The organism is Nonomuraea sp. NPDC003754 (assembly GCF_053605785.1).
In genome coordinates this window covers 89,202-107,289 of record NZ_JBSGJX010000023.1, presented here as the reverse complement: position 1 = coordinate 107,289, position 18,088 = coordinate 89,202, and the positions used below count along the sequence as shown (strand labels likewise).

Annotated in this window: 15 protein-coding genes; 12 read left to right on the top strand and 3 right to left on the bottom strand. The window is 70.5% G+C overall.

The window, feature by feature from the left end; genetic code table 11:
- Window positions 1-37 precede the first annotated feature (37 nt).
- The 7 genes from ACWEVS_RS27035 to ACWEVS_RS27005 all read left to right on the top strand — a co-directional run bounded on the left by ACWEVS_RS27035 (window position 38) and on the right by ACWEVS_RS27005 (window position 6,942).
- Complete coding sequence (locus ACWEVS_RS27035) at window positions 38-955, top strand: carbohydrate kinase family protein (RefSeq protein ID WP_452553921.1); 918 nt, start codon at window positions 38-40, stop codon at window positions 953-955.
- Complete coding sequence (locus ACWEVS_RS27030) at window positions 952-2,169, top strand: aminotransferase class III-fold pyridoxal phosphate-dependent enzyme (protein WP_354913670.1); 1,218 nt, start codon at window positions 952-954, stop codon at window positions 2,167-2,169. Before ACWEVS_RS27035 ends, ACWEVS_RS27030 begins: the two co-directional genes overlap by 4 nt.
- Before the next feature lie 596 nt (window positions 2,170-2,765).
- Window positions 2,766-4,214 (top strand): N-acetylglucosamine/diacetylchitobiose ABC transporter substrate-binding protein, encoded by a 1,449-nt coding sequence (gene ngcE, locus ACWEVS_RS27025; protein WP_452553920.1) that lies wholly within the window; start codon window positions 2,766-2,768, stop codon window positions 4,212-4,214.
- Window positions 4,215-4,269: 55 nt separating this feature from the next.
- Window positions 4,270-5,190 (top strand): carbohydrate ABC transporter permease, encoded by a 921-nt coding sequence (locus ACWEVS_RS27020; RefSeq protein WP_452553919.1) that lies wholly within the window; start codon window positions 4,270-4,272, stop codon window positions 5,188-5,190.
- A 1-nt stretch (window position 5,191) separates the two neighbouring features.
- A complete protein-coding gene (locus ACWEVS_RS27015) occupies window positions 5,192-6,100 on the top strand; it encodes a carbohydrate ABC transporter permease (protein ID WP_452412576.1) in 909 nt (302 codons plus the stop codon).
- 10 nt (window positions 6,101-6,110) lie between these two features.
- Window positions 6,111-6,359 (top strand): 4a-hydroxytetrahydrobiopterin dehydratase, encoded by a 249-nt coding sequence (locus tag ACWEVS_RS27010; RefSeq protein ID WP_354913662.1) that lies wholly within the window; start codon window positions 6,111-6,113, stop codon window positions 6,357-6,359.
- Between the two features lie 55 nt (window positions 6,360-6,414).
- On the top strand, window positions 6,415-6,942 hold the full coding sequence (locus tag ACWEVS_RS27005; RefSeq protein WP_449917404.1) for a superoxide dismutase family protein: 528 nt from the start codon (window positions 6,415-6,417) through the stop codon (window positions 6,940-6,942).
- Window positions 6,943-7,290: 348 nt separating this feature from the next.
- Here the strand turns inward: ACWEVS_RS27005 and ACWEVS_RS27000 are convergent, their stop codons facing one another.
- The 3 genes from ACWEVS_RS27000 to ACWEVS_RS26990 all read right to left on the bottom strand — a co-directional run bounded on the left by ACWEVS_RS27000 (window position 7,291) and on the right by ACWEVS_RS26990 (window position 12,378).
- Window positions 7,291-7,818, bottom strand: coding sequence for a hypothetical protein (locus ACWEVS_RS27000; RefSeq protein ID WP_452553918.1), 528 nt, complete (start codon window positions 7,816-7,818; stop codon window positions 7,291-7,293).
- Between the two features lie 158 nt (window positions 7,819-7,976).
- On the bottom strand, window positions 7,977-9,992 hold the full coding sequence (locus ACWEVS_RS26995) for a prolyl oligopeptidase family serine peptidase (RefSeq protein WP_452553917.1): 2,016 nt from the start codon (window positions 9,990-9,992) through the stop codon (window positions 7,977-7,979).
- A gap of 88 nt (window positions 9,993-10,080) precedes the next feature.
- Window positions 10,081-12,378, bottom strand: a complete 2,298-nt coding sequence (locus ACWEVS_RS26990; protein WP_452553916.1) for an immune inhibitor A domain-containing protein — start codon at window positions 12,376-12,378, stop codon at window positions 10,081-10,083.
- Between the two features lie 203 nt (window positions 12,379-12,581).
- Here ACWEVS_RS26990 and ACWEVS_RS26985 point away from each other — a divergent pair, with 203 nt between their 5' ends.
- From ACWEVS_RS26985 to ACWEVS_RS26965, 5 genes are read left to right on the top strand one after another with little or no spacing between them, the layout of a single operon-like run.
- Complete coding sequence (locus tag ACWEVS_RS26985) at window positions 12,582-14,273, top strand: ABC transporter substrate-binding protein (protein ID WP_452412580.1); 1,692 nt, start codon at window positions 12,582-12,584, stop codon at window positions 14,271-14,273.
- Entirely contained in the window at window positions 14,270-15,217 is a 948-nt protein-coding gene (locus ACWEVS_RS26980; protein WP_354913651.1) for an ABC transporter permease, read from the top strand. Before ACWEVS_RS26985 ends, ACWEVS_RS26980 begins: the two co-directional genes overlap by 4 nt.
- Window positions 15,214-16,206: an ABC transporter permease gene (locus tag ACWEVS_RS26975; RefSeq protein ID WP_452553915.1), complete on the top strand. Its 993-nt coding sequence runs from the start codon at window positions 15,214-15,216 to the stop codon at window positions 16,204-16,206. Before ACWEVS_RS26980 ends, ACWEVS_RS26975 begins: the two co-directional genes overlap by 4 nt.
- Window positions 16,196-17,140: an ABC transporter ATP-binding protein gene (locus ACWEVS_RS26970; RefSeq protein WP_354913649.1), complete on the top strand. Its 945-nt coding sequence runs from the start codon at window positions 16,196-16,198 to the stop codon at window positions 17,138-17,140. The genes ACWEVS_RS26975 and ACWEVS_RS26970 overlap by 11 nt, the downstream gene beginning before the upstream one ends.
- Entirely contained in the window at window positions 17,140-18,072 is a 933-nt protein-coding gene (locus tag ACWEVS_RS26965; protein WP_452553914.1) for an ABC transporter ATP-binding protein, read from the top strand. The genes ACWEVS_RS26970 and ACWEVS_RS26965 overlap by 1 nt, the downstream gene beginning before the upstream one ends.
- Window positions 18,073-18,088: the final 16 nt, after the last annotated feature.

Here is an 18,088-nt window from a genome sequence, read left to right as displayed (position 1 = left end):
ATTGACTTTTTAGTCGGACGTCTGTCTACTACCGGCCATGACCGTTGTGACCGTCGGTGTGCACATCGTGGACGTCCTGACCCGGCCGGTCGAGGCCATCCCCACCGGACAGGACACCGTCCTGGTCGACCAGATCCGTCTCACGGCCGCGGGCTCGGCCGCCGGCACCGCCGTCGACCTGGTGAAGCTCGGCAACGAGGTCACCTCCATGGGCGCGATCGGCGACGACGAGCTGGGCGACTTCCTCCTCATGATCATGGCGAGGCACGGCGTGGACGTGTCGGGGCTCGCCCGCCGTACGGGGGAGCAGACCGCCGCCTCCATCCTGCCCATCAGGCCGGACGGCGGCCGGCCCAGCTTCCACGTGCCGGGCGCCAACCTGAGCGTCACCCTCGCCGACCTCGACCTCGAGGTGCTGCGCCGCGCGCGGGCCGTCCACCTGGGCGGCATGGACGTCACCTTCGCGCTGGGCGAGCCCGCCTTCTTCGCCCTCCTCGACGAGCTGCGGCAGGGCGGCACCGTCGTCACCATGGACCTGCTGTCCGAGCTGCCCGACCTGCTGGCCATGGCGCGGGCGTTCGTGCCGCACGTCGACTACGTGCTGCCCAACGCCGCCCAGGCCCTCGCCATGACCGGCGCCGGCACCGTCGAGGCCGCCGCCGCGGCGCTCCTGGCCGACGGGGCCACCGGCGTGCTGGTGACGCTCGGGGCGGAGGGCAGCCTGGTCGTCACCGCCGACGGCGCGACCCGCGTCCCTGCCCTGCCCGTGGAGGTCAGCGACACCACGGGATGCGGCGACGCCTACTGCGCCGGATTCCTCACCGGCCTCCTGCACGGCCAGGACGTCCCCACCGCCGCCCGCTGGGGCACGGCCGCCGCCGCCCGCGTCGCCACCGGCCTCGGCTCCGACGCCGGGCTCACCGACCTCGACTCGACCCTGAAAGGACTGTCGTGAAGGACGCCGAGCTGCGCAAGCGCGCCCAGCAGGTCATCCCCGGCGGCATGTACGGCCACCTCAACGCCGCCATCTTCGCCCCCGGCTACCCCCAGTTCTTCGCCCGCGCCGAAGGCTGCCGGCAGTGGGACGTGGACGGCCGCGAATACGTCGACCTCATGTGCTCGTGGGGCCCGGTCGTGCTGGGCCACCGGCATCCCGCCGTCGAGTCGGCCGCCGCCCGCCAGCTCGCCCTCGGCGACTGCCTCAACGGCCCCGGCCCCGTCATGGTCGAGCTGGCCGAACTGCTCGTCGACACCATCCCGAGCGCCGACTGGGCGATGTTCTCCAAGAACGGCACCGACGCCACCACCCAGGCGCTCATGGTGGCCCGCGCGGCGACCGGCCGTACCAAGGTGCTGATGGCGCACGGCGCCTACCACGGCGCCGACCCCTGGTGCACGCCCTCGCCCGCAGGCACGACGCCCAACGAGCGGGCCGACCTGGTCGAGTTCACCTACAACTCGCTGGAGTCGCTGGAGGCCGCCGCCGCCACCGTCGACGGTGACGTGGCCGCGATCATCGTCACCCCGTTCAAGCACGACTCCTTCGAGGACCAGGAACTCGTCGAGCCCGCCTTCGCCCGCGGCGCCCGCGCCCTCGCCGACCGCCTCGGCGCCGCCCTGGTCATCGACGACGTGCGGGCCGGCTTCCGCATCGACCTGCGCGGCTCGTGGGAGCAGTACGGCGTGCGCCCCGACCTGACGGCCTGGTCGAAGGCCATGGGCAACGGCTACCCGATCGCCGCCGTCACCGGCACCGACGCGCTGCGCGGGCCCGCCCAGACGCTGTACTCCACCGGCTCGTTCTGGTTCTCGGCGGTCGCGATGGCCGCCGCGAAGGCGACGATCGAGACGTTGCGCGACACCGACGGCATCGCGACCATGGTCACGTCGGGGACCCTGCTGCGCGAGGGCCTGTACGCCCAGGCCGGCGCCCACGGCTTCACCGTCAACCAGACCGGGCCTGTGACCATCCCGTGGCTGAGCTTCGAGGGCGACGCCGACCTGTCGGTGGCGGTGCACTGGAGCGACGCCTGCCTGCGCAACGGCGTCTACCTGCACCCGTGGCACAACTGGTTCATGTCGGCGGCCCACACTGAGGCCGACGTGGCCCGCGCTCTGGAGGGCACCGACCGGGCCTTCGCCGAGACCCGCGCCCACTTCGGCGGCTGACGACCCGGCGCGGGACGGCGCTCCCCGGCCGCCCCGCGCAACCCGCACCGGGTAACGCGCACCCCCGCCCCACGCAACCCGACCCCCGCCTCCGCGCAAGCCGCCCCGTGTAACGCGCACCCCGCACCCCGCGCGACCTTTCGCTTCTGGGGCGTCGCCAGGCCGCGCCCGAAAGGACCCCGCAGGTCGCCACCGCACGGGCCCCTTCGTGCACCGCTCTTGAGCACGCGCCGTCCGCCCCGGTGGCTGCCCGTCGGGCCGGTGTCCCAGGACGGGCGCCTCCGGTGACCGGCTTCGGCTCGATGCCCATTCCGCCCGGCTTCCCTGGCGGGCGGTTGGGCCGGCCCACAAGAGGCCTGGCCGGCTGTCGAAGATCGTCCCGACACCCTTGCCGTCCATGCCGTTGTCGAGGATGCTGGCAACCCCGCCGCCCTGCCGTACGCCCTCGATCGCGGATGCTGCCCCCGCCCCCGGAAATCACGGTGTGGCCTCTCAAGGTCACAGCTGCGTCTCGAGGTCTTGACCCAGGTCGCCGGCCGTCCGTACCTTCAGGCAAACGTTTAGGAAACTTTCCTAATTGATCCACGGGAGACCTCATGACCCACCCGGGAGAGATCACCAGGCGCCAGCTCCTGCGCCGGATCGGCATCACCGCTCTCGCCGCAGGCCCCGGCGCGGGCCTCCTGTCCGCCTGCGCGACCGGCGGCGGCGCCGAGCCGGCCGCGTCGGCCGGTGCGAGCGCGGCCGCCTCCAACCTGGTGTCGGCCGCCAACCCGCTGGGCGTGGACGCCAAGAAGCCTCTCGAAGTGGTCATCTTCAGCGGCGGTTACGGCGACTCCTACGCCAAGGACATCCACGAGGGCCTCTACGTCAAGGCGCACGCCGGCGCCCAGATCAAGCACGTCGGCACCCAGAACATCGGCACCCAGCTGCGTCCCCGCTTCCTCAGCGGCGAGGTGCCCGACGTGGTCAACAACTCCGGACCCGAGGCGCTCGACCTGGCCGCCCTCGCCGCGGAGGGACATCTGGCCGACCTGACCCCGCTGTGGGACGCCCCGTCGGTCGACGACCCGAACAAGAAGGTCCGCGACACCATCACCCCCGCGGCCATCGAGAACGCCAAGCTCAACGGCCAGGACCTGGTGCTGAACTACACGGTGTCGCACCGCGCCCTCTGGTACGACGCCAAGCTCTTCGCCGAGAAGGGCTGGACGCTGCCGACCACCTGGGAGGAGTTCAAGGCGCTCGGCGAGACGGCGAAGAAGGAAGGCATCGTCCTGTTCGCCTACCCGGGCCAGAAGGGTCCGTACTACCAGCTCTGGAACATGCTCTACACCGCCGCCAAGATCGGCGGGAACCAGGTCATCATCGACATCGACAACCTCGTCGACAACGCGTGGAAGTCCCCGGCGGTCAAGGCGTCGGTCACCGCGTGGCTGGAGATCCAGACGGCCTACGGCGACAAGGCCTACCTGGGCCTCGACCACACCCAGACGCAGATCAAGCACCTGCAGCACAAGGTGCTGTTCTACCCGTGCGGCTCCTGGCTCGAGAACGAGATGGCCAAGGACAAGCCCAAGACCTTCGAGTACGCCATCGCGCCCTTTCCAAGCGTGACCGCCTCCGACAAGATGCCCTACGGGGCGATCCAGGTCGGCGTGGGCGAGAACTTCGTCGTCGCCGCCAAGGGCAAGAACCCGCAGGGCGGCCTGGAGTACTTCCGCCTCATGCTCTCCAAGGAAGGCGCGAGGGGCTTCACCGAGAAGACCAAGAACCTCACCGTCGTCAACGGCGCCGCGGAGGGCCTCGACCTGACCCCCGGCCTGGTCAGCGCGGCGAAGGCGCAGGACGCCGCGGGCCAGGACATCATCACCGACGCGCGCTTCGAGGGCTGGTACAAGCAGCTGTTCGACTACGCCTGGCAGCAGCAGAACACGCTGATGGCCGGTCGGCTGACCGTCGACGAGTACCTGGACCGGGTCCAGAAGAAGGCCGACGCGGTCAAGGCCGACTCCTCCATCGCGAAGCAGACGAGGAACGTCTAGGACTCATGGGCACGGAGCGAACCCGACGTGGCGAGAGAGGAGCGGTGGGCGGCCAATGAACACGGAGCGGTTGCGCAAGTACGGGTTCGTCGCCGGGTTCCTCGTCGTCCCCCTGGCCCTCTACCTGGTCTTCGTGATCAGTCCGTACATCCAGGCGTTCCAGCTCTCGCTGACGAGCTGGAACGGCTACCAGCGGAACCCGGCCTACATCGGCCTGGCCAACTTCGGCCGGCTGTTCGACGACGAGATCTTCTGGCAGGCGATACGCAACCACGCGGTGATCCTGCTCGTGCTGCCGCTCGTGACGATCGCCCTCGCGCTGCTGTTCGCCTTCCTGATCAACCTGGGCGGCGGGTCGCGCGGGGCGGGCATGAGGGGGGTGTGGGGGTCGACCTTCTACAAGGTGGTCTTCTTCGCCCCCCAGGTCCTCGCGGTCGCCGTCGTCGGCGTGCTCTGGAAGGCGATCTACCGGCCGGACGAGAGCGGCGTCGTCAACGGCGCGTTGATCAAGATGGGCGTCGACCCCGTCGGCTGGCTCACCGAGCCCAGCCTGGCCCTCTGGTCCCTGCTGGCGGTGATGATCTGGCAGGCGGTCGGCTTCTACGTGGTGCTGTTCTCCGCCGGCATGGCGGCCATCCCGAAGGACTACTTCGAGGCCGCCGCGCTCGACGGGGCCGGCCGCCTGCGGCTGTTCTTCTCCATCACGCTGCCGCTGCTGCGCGACACCATCCAGGTCGGCTGGGTCTATCTCGGGATCGCCGCGTTCGACTGCTTCGCGCTCGTCCAGGTGCTGTCGGTGGACGCGGGCGGCCCTGACGGCGCCACCACCGTGCTTCCCGTGGAGATCTACAAGACCGCCTTCTCCTACAACAAGGTCGGCTACGCCTCCGCGATGGGCGTCGCGCTGTTCTTCCTGACCATCACCTTCGCGATGCTGACCCTGCGCGTCTCCAGGCGCGAGAAGATCGAGCTCTGACATGCCGAACAAGACCGTGCAGGAGCCGATGCGCTCGTCGCAGGCCCGCCCCTCGACGTCTGCCCGCCAGGCCGTCCGCGGCGGGCGCAACGTCTTCAGCGGGCTTTCGCACCTCGCGCTCGCCATCTGGGCCCTGCTGATCGTCCTGCCGCTGCTGTGGACGTTCCTGGCGGCCTTCAAGAACAACACCGAGATCTTCGGCGACGCGCTCCAGCTCCCCGGCGCGGTGCGCTGGGACAACTGGGCGCGGGCGTGGGACAAGGCCCGCGTCGGCACCTACATGATCAACACCGCCATCGTGGTGTTCTTCGGTACGGCGGGCACCATGCTGTTCGGCTCCATGGCCGCCTACGTCCTGGCCCGCTACACCTTCCCCGGCCGGCGCCTGATCTACCTGCTGTTCGTGGCGGGCATGGCCTTCCCCGTGTTCCTTGCCATCGGCCCGCTGTTCTTCATCGTCAAGCAGTTCGGCCTGCTCGACTCGCACGTCGGCCTGGTCATCGTCTACATCGCCTACTCGCTGCCCTTCACGGTCTTCTTCCTCGCGGCGTTCTTCAGGACGCTGCCCGAGGCCGTCGCCGAGGCCGCGCGGATCGACGGCGCCTCGCACACCCGCACGTTCTTCCAGGTCATGCTGCCGATGGCCAGGCCGGGCATCGTCAGCATCACGATCTTCAACGTGCTGGGCCAGTGGAACCAGTACCTGCTGCCGCTGGCGCTGGTGCCGGGCGACAAGGAGAAGTGGGTCATCACGCAGGGCATCGCGGACATCTCCACCATCGCGGGCTACGAGGCCGACTGGCCCGCCCTGTTCGCCGCCCTGAACCTGGCGATCATTCCGGTCCTGGTGATCTACATCATCTTCCAGCGCCAGATCCAGTCGGGGCTCGGGGCGGGCGCCCTGAAGTAACGTGGCCCGTATGAGCGACTGGAAGCAAGAGGGGGAGGTGCTCCGGCGCAGCATCGTCGCGCCGGACTTCCCCACGGCCATCCGCATCGTCGACGCGATCGCGGTCAAGGCCGAGGAACTCAACCACCACCCCGACATCGACATCCGCTGGCGGACCCTGCATCTCGCGCTGACCACGCACGACGCGGGCCATCTCACCGAACTCGACCATACGCTGGCGGCCATCATCGACGACATCGCTCGCGAACACGGCGCGTAAGCGTACGACTACTCAGTAGAGTGGGCCTCCGCCGCTCGCTTCTGGAGAGTTCGTCATGCGCCTGCCAGCACTCCTTCTCGCCCTGCTGACCGCCGGGGCCTGTGCCGCGCCCACCACCGCCGTCGCGCCGACGCCGACGCCCCAGATCGGGGTGCGGCTGTCCGGCGGCGGCGAGTTCGGCGCCAAGGACCCCTCGGCCATCGTCTACAACACCAAGCTGGTGCCCGAGGGGGCGAAGGCCAGCGTCACGGTCGAGTCGGCCGACGGGCAGACCCGGTCGTCCTTCGTCGCGGAGGGGCTGCTGCCCAACCGGGCCTACGGCGTGCACCTGCACGCCAACCCGTGCGGGTCCAAGCCGGACGACTCGGGCCCGCACTTCCAGCACACCCACGGCACCGTCAACGCGTCCAACGAGGTGTGGCTCGACATCAAGACCGACGGCTCGGGGGCGGCCACGTCGACCGCGCGCCAGCCGTGGGCGCTGTCACCCGACCGGGTGCCGCACTCCCTGGTCATTCACGAGAAGGCCACCGCGCCCGACGGCACCGCGGGTGGCCGCGTCGCCTGCCTCACCCTCAAGTGATCCACCCGTACGGCGGCGGCACGGCCACGGCCATCGCGGGCCGCCTGCCGTGCCGCCGAGCGGTCCGTCCTCATGGACGAAGGCCGCGGTGCGTCGGCTGCCGGACCCGCCCGCACGGGTGCCGCCCCGACGAGGGCCTGACACCCCGCCGGCCCGCACCGCCGGGTCCACCCGGACCGCAGGGATCGCCCTGGTCGCGGGGTCTCGCCGGATCAACAGGATCGCCGGGACAGTCCAGACCACCAGGATCGCCGGGTCGGTCCGGGCCACCTGGACAGCCTGCACCGCCGCACCCGGACTGCCGGGATCGCCCGGACCGGTTGGTCCGGGCGATCCGGTCAGGGAACGTCAGCCCGCGACGGTGACCCAGGTGGTGATCTGGGCCTGGTGTGTCGGGGTCGGGTAGCCGCCGGGTCCCACCGGGCCGCTGGGGCCCTGCGGGACGTCGGAGTCGAAGAACGTGGCGCCGTCGGTGCCGACCAGGGTGCCGGTGCCGATCACGCCGGGGACGTACACGGTGGAACGGACGCGGGCGCCCGCCGTGACCGTGGTGGTGTACCCGTCGAAGCGCACCGTGTTGTTGTCGACGTGGACCGTTCCTTCCTTGCGGCCCAGGTGCCCGCCGCCGCCGTTCTCGTCGCGGCTGGTGAGGCCGACGCCGGTGTCGCTCGGCGCGGTGGCGCCGGCCGAGCTGACCAGGCCGTACGTGGTGACCTGGGTGCCGGTGACCTCGATGCAGGACTGGAAGTAGCGGTTGCCCACCGGCTTCCAGGCGCTGCACGTGGTGAGCGTCGCGGTGGTCGAGGCCGAGGCGGCCACGGGGGCGGCGACGGCGAACACGCCGGCGAGCGCCGCGCCGATGACGATCTTTCTCATGGTTCCCCTCCCTTGGGTCCCGGGCGGGCTGCCCGGGGTTCCCATTTCGCCGGGCGAACCTTTCAAGATCGTTAGTTGCGGGCGAACGGAGAGCGAATTTGAGCGTTCAAATCGCTGGGGCGCCGGCCGCCGGCGCCCTTCCGGGGAGCCCGCCTCGATCACCCCCTCTGGAGCTCGCGCCGGAGAAAGTCCAGCTCCATCGCCATGAGGTTCTCGGCGACGCCGTCCGGGGTCATGTGGCTCACGCCGGGCAGCAGCACGGTGGCGTGCGGCCGCCCGGCACGGGTCAGCGCCGCCGACAGGCGAAGGGTGTGCAGGGGGTAGACGTTGTCGTCGGCCAGGCCGTGCAGCAGGAGCAGCGGCCGCTCCAGCCCCGGCGCGTCGGGGATCAGCGAGTCCGCCGCGTAGCCGTCGGGGTTGTCCTCCGGCAGGCCCAGGTAACGCTCGGTGTAGGCGGTGTCGTACCAGCGGAAGTCGGTGGGCGGGGCGCCCGCGCAGGCCGCGTGGAAGACGTCGGGCCGCCGCAGGACGGCCAGCGCGGCGAAGTAGCCGCCGTAGGACCAGCCGCGCACGCCCACCCGGGACAGGTCGAGGTCGGGGTGCTTGCCCGCCAGCTCGCGCAGGGCCGCCACCTGGTCGTCCAGCGCCACCTGGGAGAAGCGCCGGAAGATCGCCCGGCCGAAGGAGACCGACACGTGGGGCGTGCCCCTGTTGTCGACCGTGACGACGGCGAAGCCCTGGTCGGCCCACCACTGGCGGCGGATCCACCGTCCCGGCTCGAGGGCGACCGCCTGGTACCCGGGCCCGCCGTACACGTCGAGCAGCACGGGCAGCTTCTCGCCGGGAACGTGGCCGGTCGGGTAGAGCACGGAGGAGGGGAGCCGGTGCTCGGTGACGCGGTCCAGGACCGGGCGGGGGCGGTACGGCACGGCCGCCGACAGGTCGCGCAGCTCGAGATCGCCGACGATCCGGCGGGTCCGCATGGTCTCCACGGTGCCGCTGGTCAGCACCATCGTCGGGCCGCCGGTCAGGGCGCTGTGCACGCCGGGCTCGCCGGTGATCCTGGTCAGGGCGCCGTCGCGGGCCAGGCGGTAGACGTGCTGCTCGGCCGGTTCTTCCTCGGCGGCCTCGAGGAGGAGGTCGTCGCCGTGGGAGCCGGCCACCCGCCGGACGTACAGCGACGTCGGGGTGACGACGACGCCGTCGATGGCCAGGGCCTGGGTGTCGTCCACCTCGACGATCTCCAGGATCCGGCCCTCGTGCAGGAAGGGCGCGTTCTCGATCCACTGGGGGTGGGCGAACGCGTGCAGCTCCGTGGTGGCGCCGGTGGCCGGGTCGACCGCGAGCAGCCGGCCGTGCTGCTGCAGCCGGTCCAGCACGGTGATCACCGGCCGGTCACGCTCGGCCCAGTCCACGGCGGACAGGTAGGGGAAGCGGCGGTCGTCCCACATGATCTGCCTGCGGGTGCCGTCCAGTCCGAGCAGGTGCAGCTCGACGATCGCGTTGTGGCCGCCCGCCTGGGGGTAGGCCAGGGGCTCGGCCTCGCGTTCGGGGTCGGCGGGGTCGGCCAGGCGGCGGCGCGGCACCAGTCGCTCGTCGACCCTGGTGACCAGCAGCGCGTCGCCGCCGGGGGACCACCAGTGCCCCCTGGTACGGCCCAGCTCCTCGGCGGCCACGAACTCGGCGGTGCCCCAGGAGATGCCGGGTTCGGTGGCCAGGACCCTGGTCGTGGCGCCGTCCAGGACGTGGAGGCGGCCGGAGGAGACGTAGGCGACCTTGTCGTCCTTGACCCGCGGGTCGAAGGCGGGGCTCGCGGTCGCGAGCTCCTCGGTGACGCCGGTGGCCAGGTCGGTGCGGAACAGCTCGCCGCCGAGGGCGAAGACCGCGTGGACGCCGTCGGAGTCGTAGGAGCCGATCCCCGGAGCCCACAGGCGCAGCCGTTCACGCAGCGCGCGCTCCTCCGCCGGGAGGTCGAGGGGGCGGCCGGTGAGGGCGGTGGGGTCGGCCAGCAGGCGTTCCTCGCCGCTGGGGAGGTCGAGGGACCACAGGCGTTCGACCGGGTCCTCGGGGCCCGTCGACCGCAGGAAGAGGACCCGGTCCGCGAAGGCGGTCAGCGCCCGGGGCGAGCCGTAGGTGAAACGGCCGGTGCGAGAGAGAAGAGTTAGGTCTGCCACACAGTGTGACATATCATATTTTTGCTCCTGGTAGAGATGCCGCATCGATCTCCGGCACCGAGGACCGATGCGGCATCCCGCGGGTCGGTCAGGAGGCGGGTCCCACGTGGATCGTGGTCCGCAGGCCGCGCCGGGCCTGCCCGGTCACCTCGATCCTGGTGTTGGTGTCCGGCAGACGGACACCGAGGGTCGGATAGGTGCTGTACCAGTAGACGCCGGTGCGGTCGTCGAAGGCGGGGACGCCGGGCACGGACGGGAAGACCGTGGCGGCGCCGTCCTTGTGCAGGCGCAGGCGGTCGGTCGCGGTGAGCCCGAAGGTGGCGTCGAAGACCTGCGTGCGCCCGCCCACGCGGGTGTGGTCGTTCCACTGGAGGGGGACGGCGCGGGCGTCGATCGGCAGGATCATGCCCTCGCCGAGATGCTGCTGGGTGTTGTTGTCGGTGTAGAAGGTGTCCCAGAGCCAGACCAGCACGCCGTCCTGGTAGGGGAACCGCTCGTAGATCTCCGCCCGCTTCGGGTCGTTGCGGAAGCCCGCGCTGTACGGGCCGGTCTTCAGGTACGACCCGTAGCCCACGTAACGCCGGTTCTCCACGAGGTAGGCCCGCGGATGGTCCTTGGTGCCGACCCGGCCGACGCGGCTGAAGCCCACCGCGGTCCACCCGTTGTCGCCGTTCTCCGCGTCATCGGAGAACACGCCCGGCAGGTCGATGGCGTCCACCAGGAACCCGTTCTCGACCGTGTTGGTGTCGGTGGAGTACCGGAAGCGGAACCAGATCTTCTTCCCGGTGTAGGCGCCCACGTCCACGCGCAGGTCGGTCCAGTCCGAGGTGCCGGTCAGGCTCGGGCCGACGCGGGTCCACGTCGTGCCGTCCTCGGACACCTCGGTGTAGAGGTAGTCGAAGTCCTGCTCGATCCGGTACCAGACCTTGGCGGTCAGCACGGCCGACGACACCGAGGTGAGGTCGAGCTGCCGGGTGAGCGTCTCGTTGAGATAGTCGCCCTTCCCGCTCCACCACTGGAAGGCGCCCTGCGCCGGGTCGGTCAGCTCCGTGCTGACCGTGCGCGGCGGCAGGTCGACCAGGACGGCCTGCGGGTCGTCGGTGTTGTACGAGCTGACGCCCAGGGTGTGGGTGGAGTCGGTGGCGGCCCTGGCCCGGTCGTGGCTGAGCCAGCCCAGCCGCAGCTTGCTCCAGGCGTCGAGGTCACCGGGGTACTCGGCGGTCGGCCCGTTCCTGTCGCCCAGGTAGGAGGCGTCCGACATCAGCGACCAGAACTTCACGCCGTTGTCGCCGCCCGTGCCGTACGCGTAGAGGTCGGGCAGGCCCAGGTCGTGGCCGTACTCGTGGGCGATGAGGCCGACGCCGCTGTTCTCGCCCGCGGTGAGGAACTTGCCGACCCAGATCCCCGTGTCGCCGATCTGCACGCCGCCGCGCGGGTTGCCGGGCGGTCCCGCCTGGCCGCGCAGGTTCCAGTAGGCGTCGTGGCTGACCGCCCACAGCGCGTCGGCGCCCTGCGCGCCGCCGCCCCAGGTCTCGTCGACGCCGGCGTGGATCACCTGGAACCGGTCGAGGTAGCCGTCCGGCTCGTCGAAGTCGCCGTCGTTGTCGAAGTCGTCACGGTCCCAGACGTCGAAGGTCTTGAGCTGGGCGGTGATGTCGGCGACGCTGCGGCCCCTGGCCCGCTCGCCCTCGTACCAGGCGCCGACCGAGTCGCGGACGAAGTCGAAGAGCGGGGTGTCGCAGTCCAGCCCGCCCGAGCAGCGCGGCGTGCCGTACCGGGCCTCGTTGTACGGGACCTTCACCCAGTCGGAGACGTAGCCGTCGATGTCGTACCGGCCGGAGGACTGGAGGCGGTAGAAGCTGCGCAGGGAGTTGCCGGACCCGAAGTAGGTGTCCTGGTAGTAGGCCCGGTCGAAGTCCTTCCGCCACAGGGTGTGGTTGTCGTGGCGCGGATCCGGCCGGGGAATGGTGTTGTGCAGCGGGCCGGGCGTCCCGCCGTACCTGATCTGGCCGTTGTGCGTCGTGGTGTTGTCAATGCGGTCGCCGAATTCGGACAGGACGGTGAATATCCGGTCTTTTCTTTCTAAGGCCAGCTCGACGTACTGCCTGCCGACCCTGGGCTTGCCGCCGCGGCCGCGCGCCTGCGGTCCTGCGGCGAGAACCTGCTCCATGGCCTTGGTGCGTAACGCGCGTTGCTCGGCGGCGATGGGGTTGACGGGCTGCTCCCGGCGGCCGTCCTCGGCGGGGCCGCTCTTGACAGGGCCGGGCGCGGGGCCGGCCACGGGGGAGGCGCTCGTGGCGGGGGACGGGGCGGGATCGGCCGCGGCGAGCCCCGGCGATAACGCCAGGGTCAGCCCGGCCGCGAGCACGGCGGACAGCGTGCGCATGAGTGGCCTTCCTTCCGAGAGAAAGATCGGCGCATAATGTGTCATATTTCATGCATCAGCGAAAGGTCCACCTTTGAGTCATTTGAACGGTCAACTTCAGTCGGCCAGCGAGTAGACAACAGCTCGGTAACGAGGGGTTGTCAGTGCTATGTCACACATTTAAGTTACGGGGCGACTTGGACCATTCGCGCTCGGAGGGCCATATGAAGAGGAACAAGGGCGTGCTCGCGTTATGCGCGACGCTTGTGGCAGGGCTGACCGCCTGCGGCGGTGGGGGATCGTCGCCCCCGCCCGGCGCCGCGGCCACGGCCGGCGGCGGGCCGGTGAAGGGCGGTACCCTCACCGTCTTCAACAGCGCCGACTTCAACCACCTCGATCCGGCCCGCAACTGGACCATGCGGGACATGGGCTTCGGCGCCCGGCTCCTCTACCGGACGCTCACCACCTTCAAGGCCAACAGCTCGGAGATCGTCCCCGACCTGGCCACGGATCTGGGCACGCCCTCCGACAACGGCAAGACCTGGAAGTTCACCCTCAAGGTCGGCCTCAAGTACGAGGACGGCACCCCCGTCAGGGCACAGGACATCAAGTACAACGTCGAGCGCTCGTTCTCGCCCGACCTCACCGGCGGCCCGGACTACGCTCGCAAGTACCTCGTCAGCGACAAGTACGAGGGCCCGCTGTCCGGCAAGCACCTGGACTCGATCGAGACGCCGGACGACAAGACGATCATCTTCCGCCTCAAGCGGCCGGTCGCCGAGTTCGCGCAGACCGTGACGCTGCCGACCTTCGCCCCGGTCCCGGAGGCCAAGGAGGCGGGCGTCAGGTACGACGACCGGCCGTTCTCCTCCGGCCCCTACAAGATCGAGAAGTACCAGCGCAAGACCGAGATGGTCCTGGTCCGCAACGAGCACTGGGACCCGGCCACCGACTCCGTCCGCAAGGCCTACCCCGACAGGATCGTCGTCAAGATGGCCGCCGGGAGCGCCACGACCGACACCCGGCTCATCGCCGACCAGGGCGCCGACCGCTCCGCCCTCGGGTACATCGACGTCTCGCTCGCCGTCCTGCCGAAGATCTTCACCAACCCGAAGGTCAAGGCGCGGATGAGCAGCATGGTCGACGGCTGCACCGGCATCGTCTACCTCAACACCGCCAAGCCGCCCTTCGACAACCAGAAGGTCCGCATGGCGGCGCAGTACGCGGTGGACAAGGTCGCCATGCAGACCGCGGGCGGCGGCCCGCAGGTGGCCGAGATCGTCGGCGCGATCCTGCCGCCCAGCCTCACCGGCGGCGTGCCGCGCGACATCCTGAAGATCCCGCAGACCGGCGACGTGGCGAAGGCCAAGGCGCTGCTGGCCGAGTCGGGCGTCCCGCTCCCCGTGAAGATCCGCCTCGTCACCACGCCCGGCGGCAAGCCGCAGGCCGAGGCCCTGCAGGCCGGCCTCAAGCGGGCCGGCTTCGAGCTCCAGGTCGACACGATCGACGCCTCAGCGGTGGGCGGCATCAACGGCACGCCGTCCAAGATGCCCGAACTGCAGATCGGCGGCTGGTGCCCCGACTATCCGTCCGGCTCCACGTTCCTGCCGCTGATCACCGACAGCCGGCTGATCGGCGAGGGCTACCACGGCGGCAACGCGGCGCTGCTCAAGGACCCCGCGATCGACGCCAAGATCGACGAGATCGAGGCGCTCGTCGACCCCATCGCCTCCGACCAGGGCTGGCTGACGCTGGAGTCCCAGGTCATGGCCACCGGTGCCTACATCCCGTTCCAGCTCAACAAGCAGAACAACCTCTTCGGCTCCAACGTGGCCAACGTCAAGGGCCACCCGGTGTGGGAGGGCAACCCCGACTTCGCCGAGATCGGGCTCAAGGACCCGAGCATCGCCAGGTGAGCACGATCACGCGACAGACCGGGGCGGCCGATCCGGCCACCCCGGCGGCACGCGGCCCCTGGCGGCAGGCCTTCGCCCGGCTGCGCCGCAACAGGTCCGCGATGGTCGGCCTCGGCCTGGTGATCTTCTTCGTCCTGGTGGCGCTGACGGCCCCGCTGCTGGTGCTGCTCAACGGCTGGGACCCCGCCCAGCGCGACCCCACCGCCGTCGACGCCGCCCTGGCGGGGATCCCCCGGGGGTCCTGGGGCGGGATCGGCGCCGAGCACTGGTTCGGCGTCGAGCCGGTCAGCGGCCGGGACCTGTTCTCCCGGGTCGTGATGGGCACCCAGGTCTCGATGTTCATCGCCTTCGCCGGCGCCACGGTGGTGCTGACGCTCGGCGTGCTGTTCGGGATCGCCGCCGGCTACTTCGGCGGCTGGGTGGACGTGCTGATCAGCCGGTTCATGGACCTGCTGATGTCGTTCCCCGGCCTGATCTTCATGATCGCGATCATGTCGGTGACCCCGGACGTCAACCGGGTCGTCATGCTGATCTCGGTCATCGGGTTCTTCGGCTGGCCGGGCATCGCCCGCATCGTCCGGGGTGAAACCCTGTCGGTCAGGCACCGGGAGTTCGTCGACGCGGCCCGCACCAGCGGCGCCCGTCCCGGCCGCATCCTGCTGCGGGAGATCCTGCCGAACGTGTCGGGGCCGATCATCGCCTTCGGCGCGCTGCTGATCCCCGGGCTGATCAGCGCCGAGGCCGCGCTGTCGTTCCTCGGGGTGGGCATCCGCCCGCCCACCCCGTCGTGGGGGCAGATCCTGTCCGACGCGGTCCTCTACTACGACATCGTCCCGACCTACTTCGCCATCCCCAGCCTCTGCCTGTTCCTCGTCATCCTCGGCTTCAGCCTGCTGGGTGACGGGCTGCGGGACGCCATCGACCCCAAGGGCGCGCGGACATGATCCTCTACATCCTGCGGCGGCTGGTCGCGGCGGCGGCCGTCCTGCTGGTGATCTGCATGGTGACCTTTGTCATCTTCACCCTGCTGCCCAGCAACCCGGCGCTCATCGCCTGCGGCAAGAGCTGCACGGCCGAACGGCTGGCCGAGATCAGCAACCAGATGGGCCTGAACCAGCCGGTCCTGGCGCAGTTCACCGACTACGTCACCGGCATCTTCGCCGGACGGTCGATGGGCAGCGGGCAGTACGCGATCGAGTGCGGCTTCCCCTGCCTGGGCTACTCCTGGCAGACCGGCCAGCTCGTCTGGGACATCCTGCTGGAGGGCCTGCCCATCACCTTCTCGCTGGCGATCGGCGCCGCCGCGCTCTGGCTCGTCGGCGGGCTGGCCGTCGGCGTGATCTCGGCGCTGCGCAAGGACACCGTCGCGGACCGGCTGCTGGTCGGCTCGACCGTGATCACCGCCGCCCTGCCGATCTACTTCGTCGGGCCCATGCTGCTGTTCGTCACGGTGCGCTGGCTCGAGCTCATTCCCTACCCGACCTACGTGGCCTTCAGCGAGGACCCGCTGCTGTGGGCGCAGAACCTGCTGCTCGCCTGGATCGCGCTGGCCATGCTGTCGGCCGCCATGTACGCCAGGCAGAGCCGTTCCTCGATGATCGAGACGATGGCGGAGCCGTACATCCGCACCGCCAGGGCCAAGGGGCTGCGCCGCCGTACCGTCGTGGTCAAGCACGGCCTGCGCGCCGCGCTGACGCCGATCGTCACCATCTTCGGGATGGACCTGGGCGCGCTGCTCGGTGGCGCGATCATCACCGAGAGCATCTTCAGCCTCCCCGGCATCGGCAAGATCACCGCGTCCAGCATCACGGGCCAGGACTACCCGGTGATCCTCGGCACCACGCTGCTGGCCGCGTTCTTCATCGTCATCGCCAACCTGGTCGTGGACCTGCTCTACGGCGTCGTGGACCCGAGGGTGCGCCATGCTTCTTGACGTCAGAGGACTCGGCGTGTCCTTCGGGGGCCTGCGCGCCGTCCAGGATGTCGGCTTCAGCCTGGACCGGGGCCGGACTCTCGGCATCGTGGGCGAGTCCGGCTCCGGCAAGTCGGTCACCAGCCTCGCCCTGATGGGCCTGCACCTGGGCGCCGAGGTGACCGGGTCCGTCGTCTTCGACGGGCAGGAACTGGTGGGAGCGCAGGAGGAGACGCTGCGGCGGCTGCGCGGCCGCCGGATGGCGATGATCTTCCAGGACCCGCTGTCGTCGCTGCACCCGTACTACACGGTGGGCGAGCAGATCGCCGAGGCGTACCGGCTGCACTTCGGGGCCTCCAGGAGGGTGGCGGCGGCGCGCGCGGTCGAGACGCTGGCCGAGGTCGGCATCCCCTCCCCGCGCGAGCGGGCCGGGGACCACCCGCACCGGTTCTCCGGCGGCATGCGCCAGCGCGTCATGATCGCCATGGCCCTGGCCTGCGAGCCCGACCTGCTCATCGCCGACGAGCCGACGACCGCGCTCGACGTGACCGTCCAGGCCCAGATCCTCGAGCTGATCAGCCGGCTTCAGGCGGACCGCGGCCTGGCGGTGATCATGGTCACGCACGACCTGGGCGTGATCGCCCGCGTGGCCGACGAGGTGCTGGTCATGTACGGCGGGCGGGTGGCCGAGCGGGCCGGCGCCGACGCGCTCTTCGACGCCTCCCGCCACCCCTACACCCGCGGCCTGCTCGACTCGCTGCCCCGGCTGGACGAGGCGGACGACGACCCCATGTGGACGATCCCGGGTTCGCCGCCCTCGCTGCTCGCGCCGCCGCCCGGCTGCCCGTTCCACCCGAGGTGCCCGCACCGGATGGACGTCTGCGAGACGACCCTGCCGCCCCTGACCGAGCCGCTTCCCGGCCACCTCGCCGCCTGCCACCTGGGAGGTTCCTGATGCTGACGGTGTCCGATCTGGAGATGCGGTTCAAGGTACGGCGCGGCGTGGCCGTGCGTGCCGTGGACGGGGTGTCGTTCACCGTCGGCAGCGGCGAGACGCTCGGCCTGGTGGGCGAGTCCGGCTGCGGGAAGTCGACCACGGGGCGCATGATCGTCCGGTTGCTCGAACCGACCGCGGGATCGATGACGTTCGACGGCCGGGACATCACCCACATCAGCCAGAGTGAGATGCGCCCGCTGCGCCGCGACCTTCAGATGATCTTCCAGGACCCCTACTCGTCGCTGAACCCGCGCCAGACCGTGGGGCAGATCATCGCCAACCCGCTGGTCGTCCAGGGCGTCGACGGGGTCAAGGCGAAGGTGGGCGAGCTGCTCGACATGGTCGGCCTGATCCCCGAGCACGCCAATCGCTACCCGCACGAGTTCTCCGGCGGGCAGGCCCAGCGGATCGGCATCGCGCGCGCCCTGGCCACCCGGCCCAAGCTGGTCATCGCCGACGAGCCGGTGTCCGCACTCGACGTCTCCGTGCAGGCGCAGATCGTCAACCTGCTGGAGGAGCTCCAGCGCGAGCTCGGCCTGACCTACGTCTTCATCGCCCACGACCTGTCGGTGGTGCGCAGGGTCAGCGACCGCGTCGCGGTGATGTACCTCGGCAGGATCGTGGAGATCGGCGACCGGCGGCACCTCTACGAGAGCCCGGCCCACCCCTACACCCAGGCGTTGCTGTCGGCCGTGCCGGTGCCGGATCCCCGGGTGGAGCGCAAGCGGGAGCGGATCGTGCTCAGGGGCGACCCGCCGTCCCCGGCCGCGCCGCCCCCGGGCTGCTCGTTCCACCCGCGCTGCCCGAAGGCCCAGGAGGTGTGCTCGGCCGAACGCCCGTTGCTGCGGATCCACCGGGACAGGGAGGTGGCCTGCCACTTCCCCGACTGACGGCACGGTTCCACGC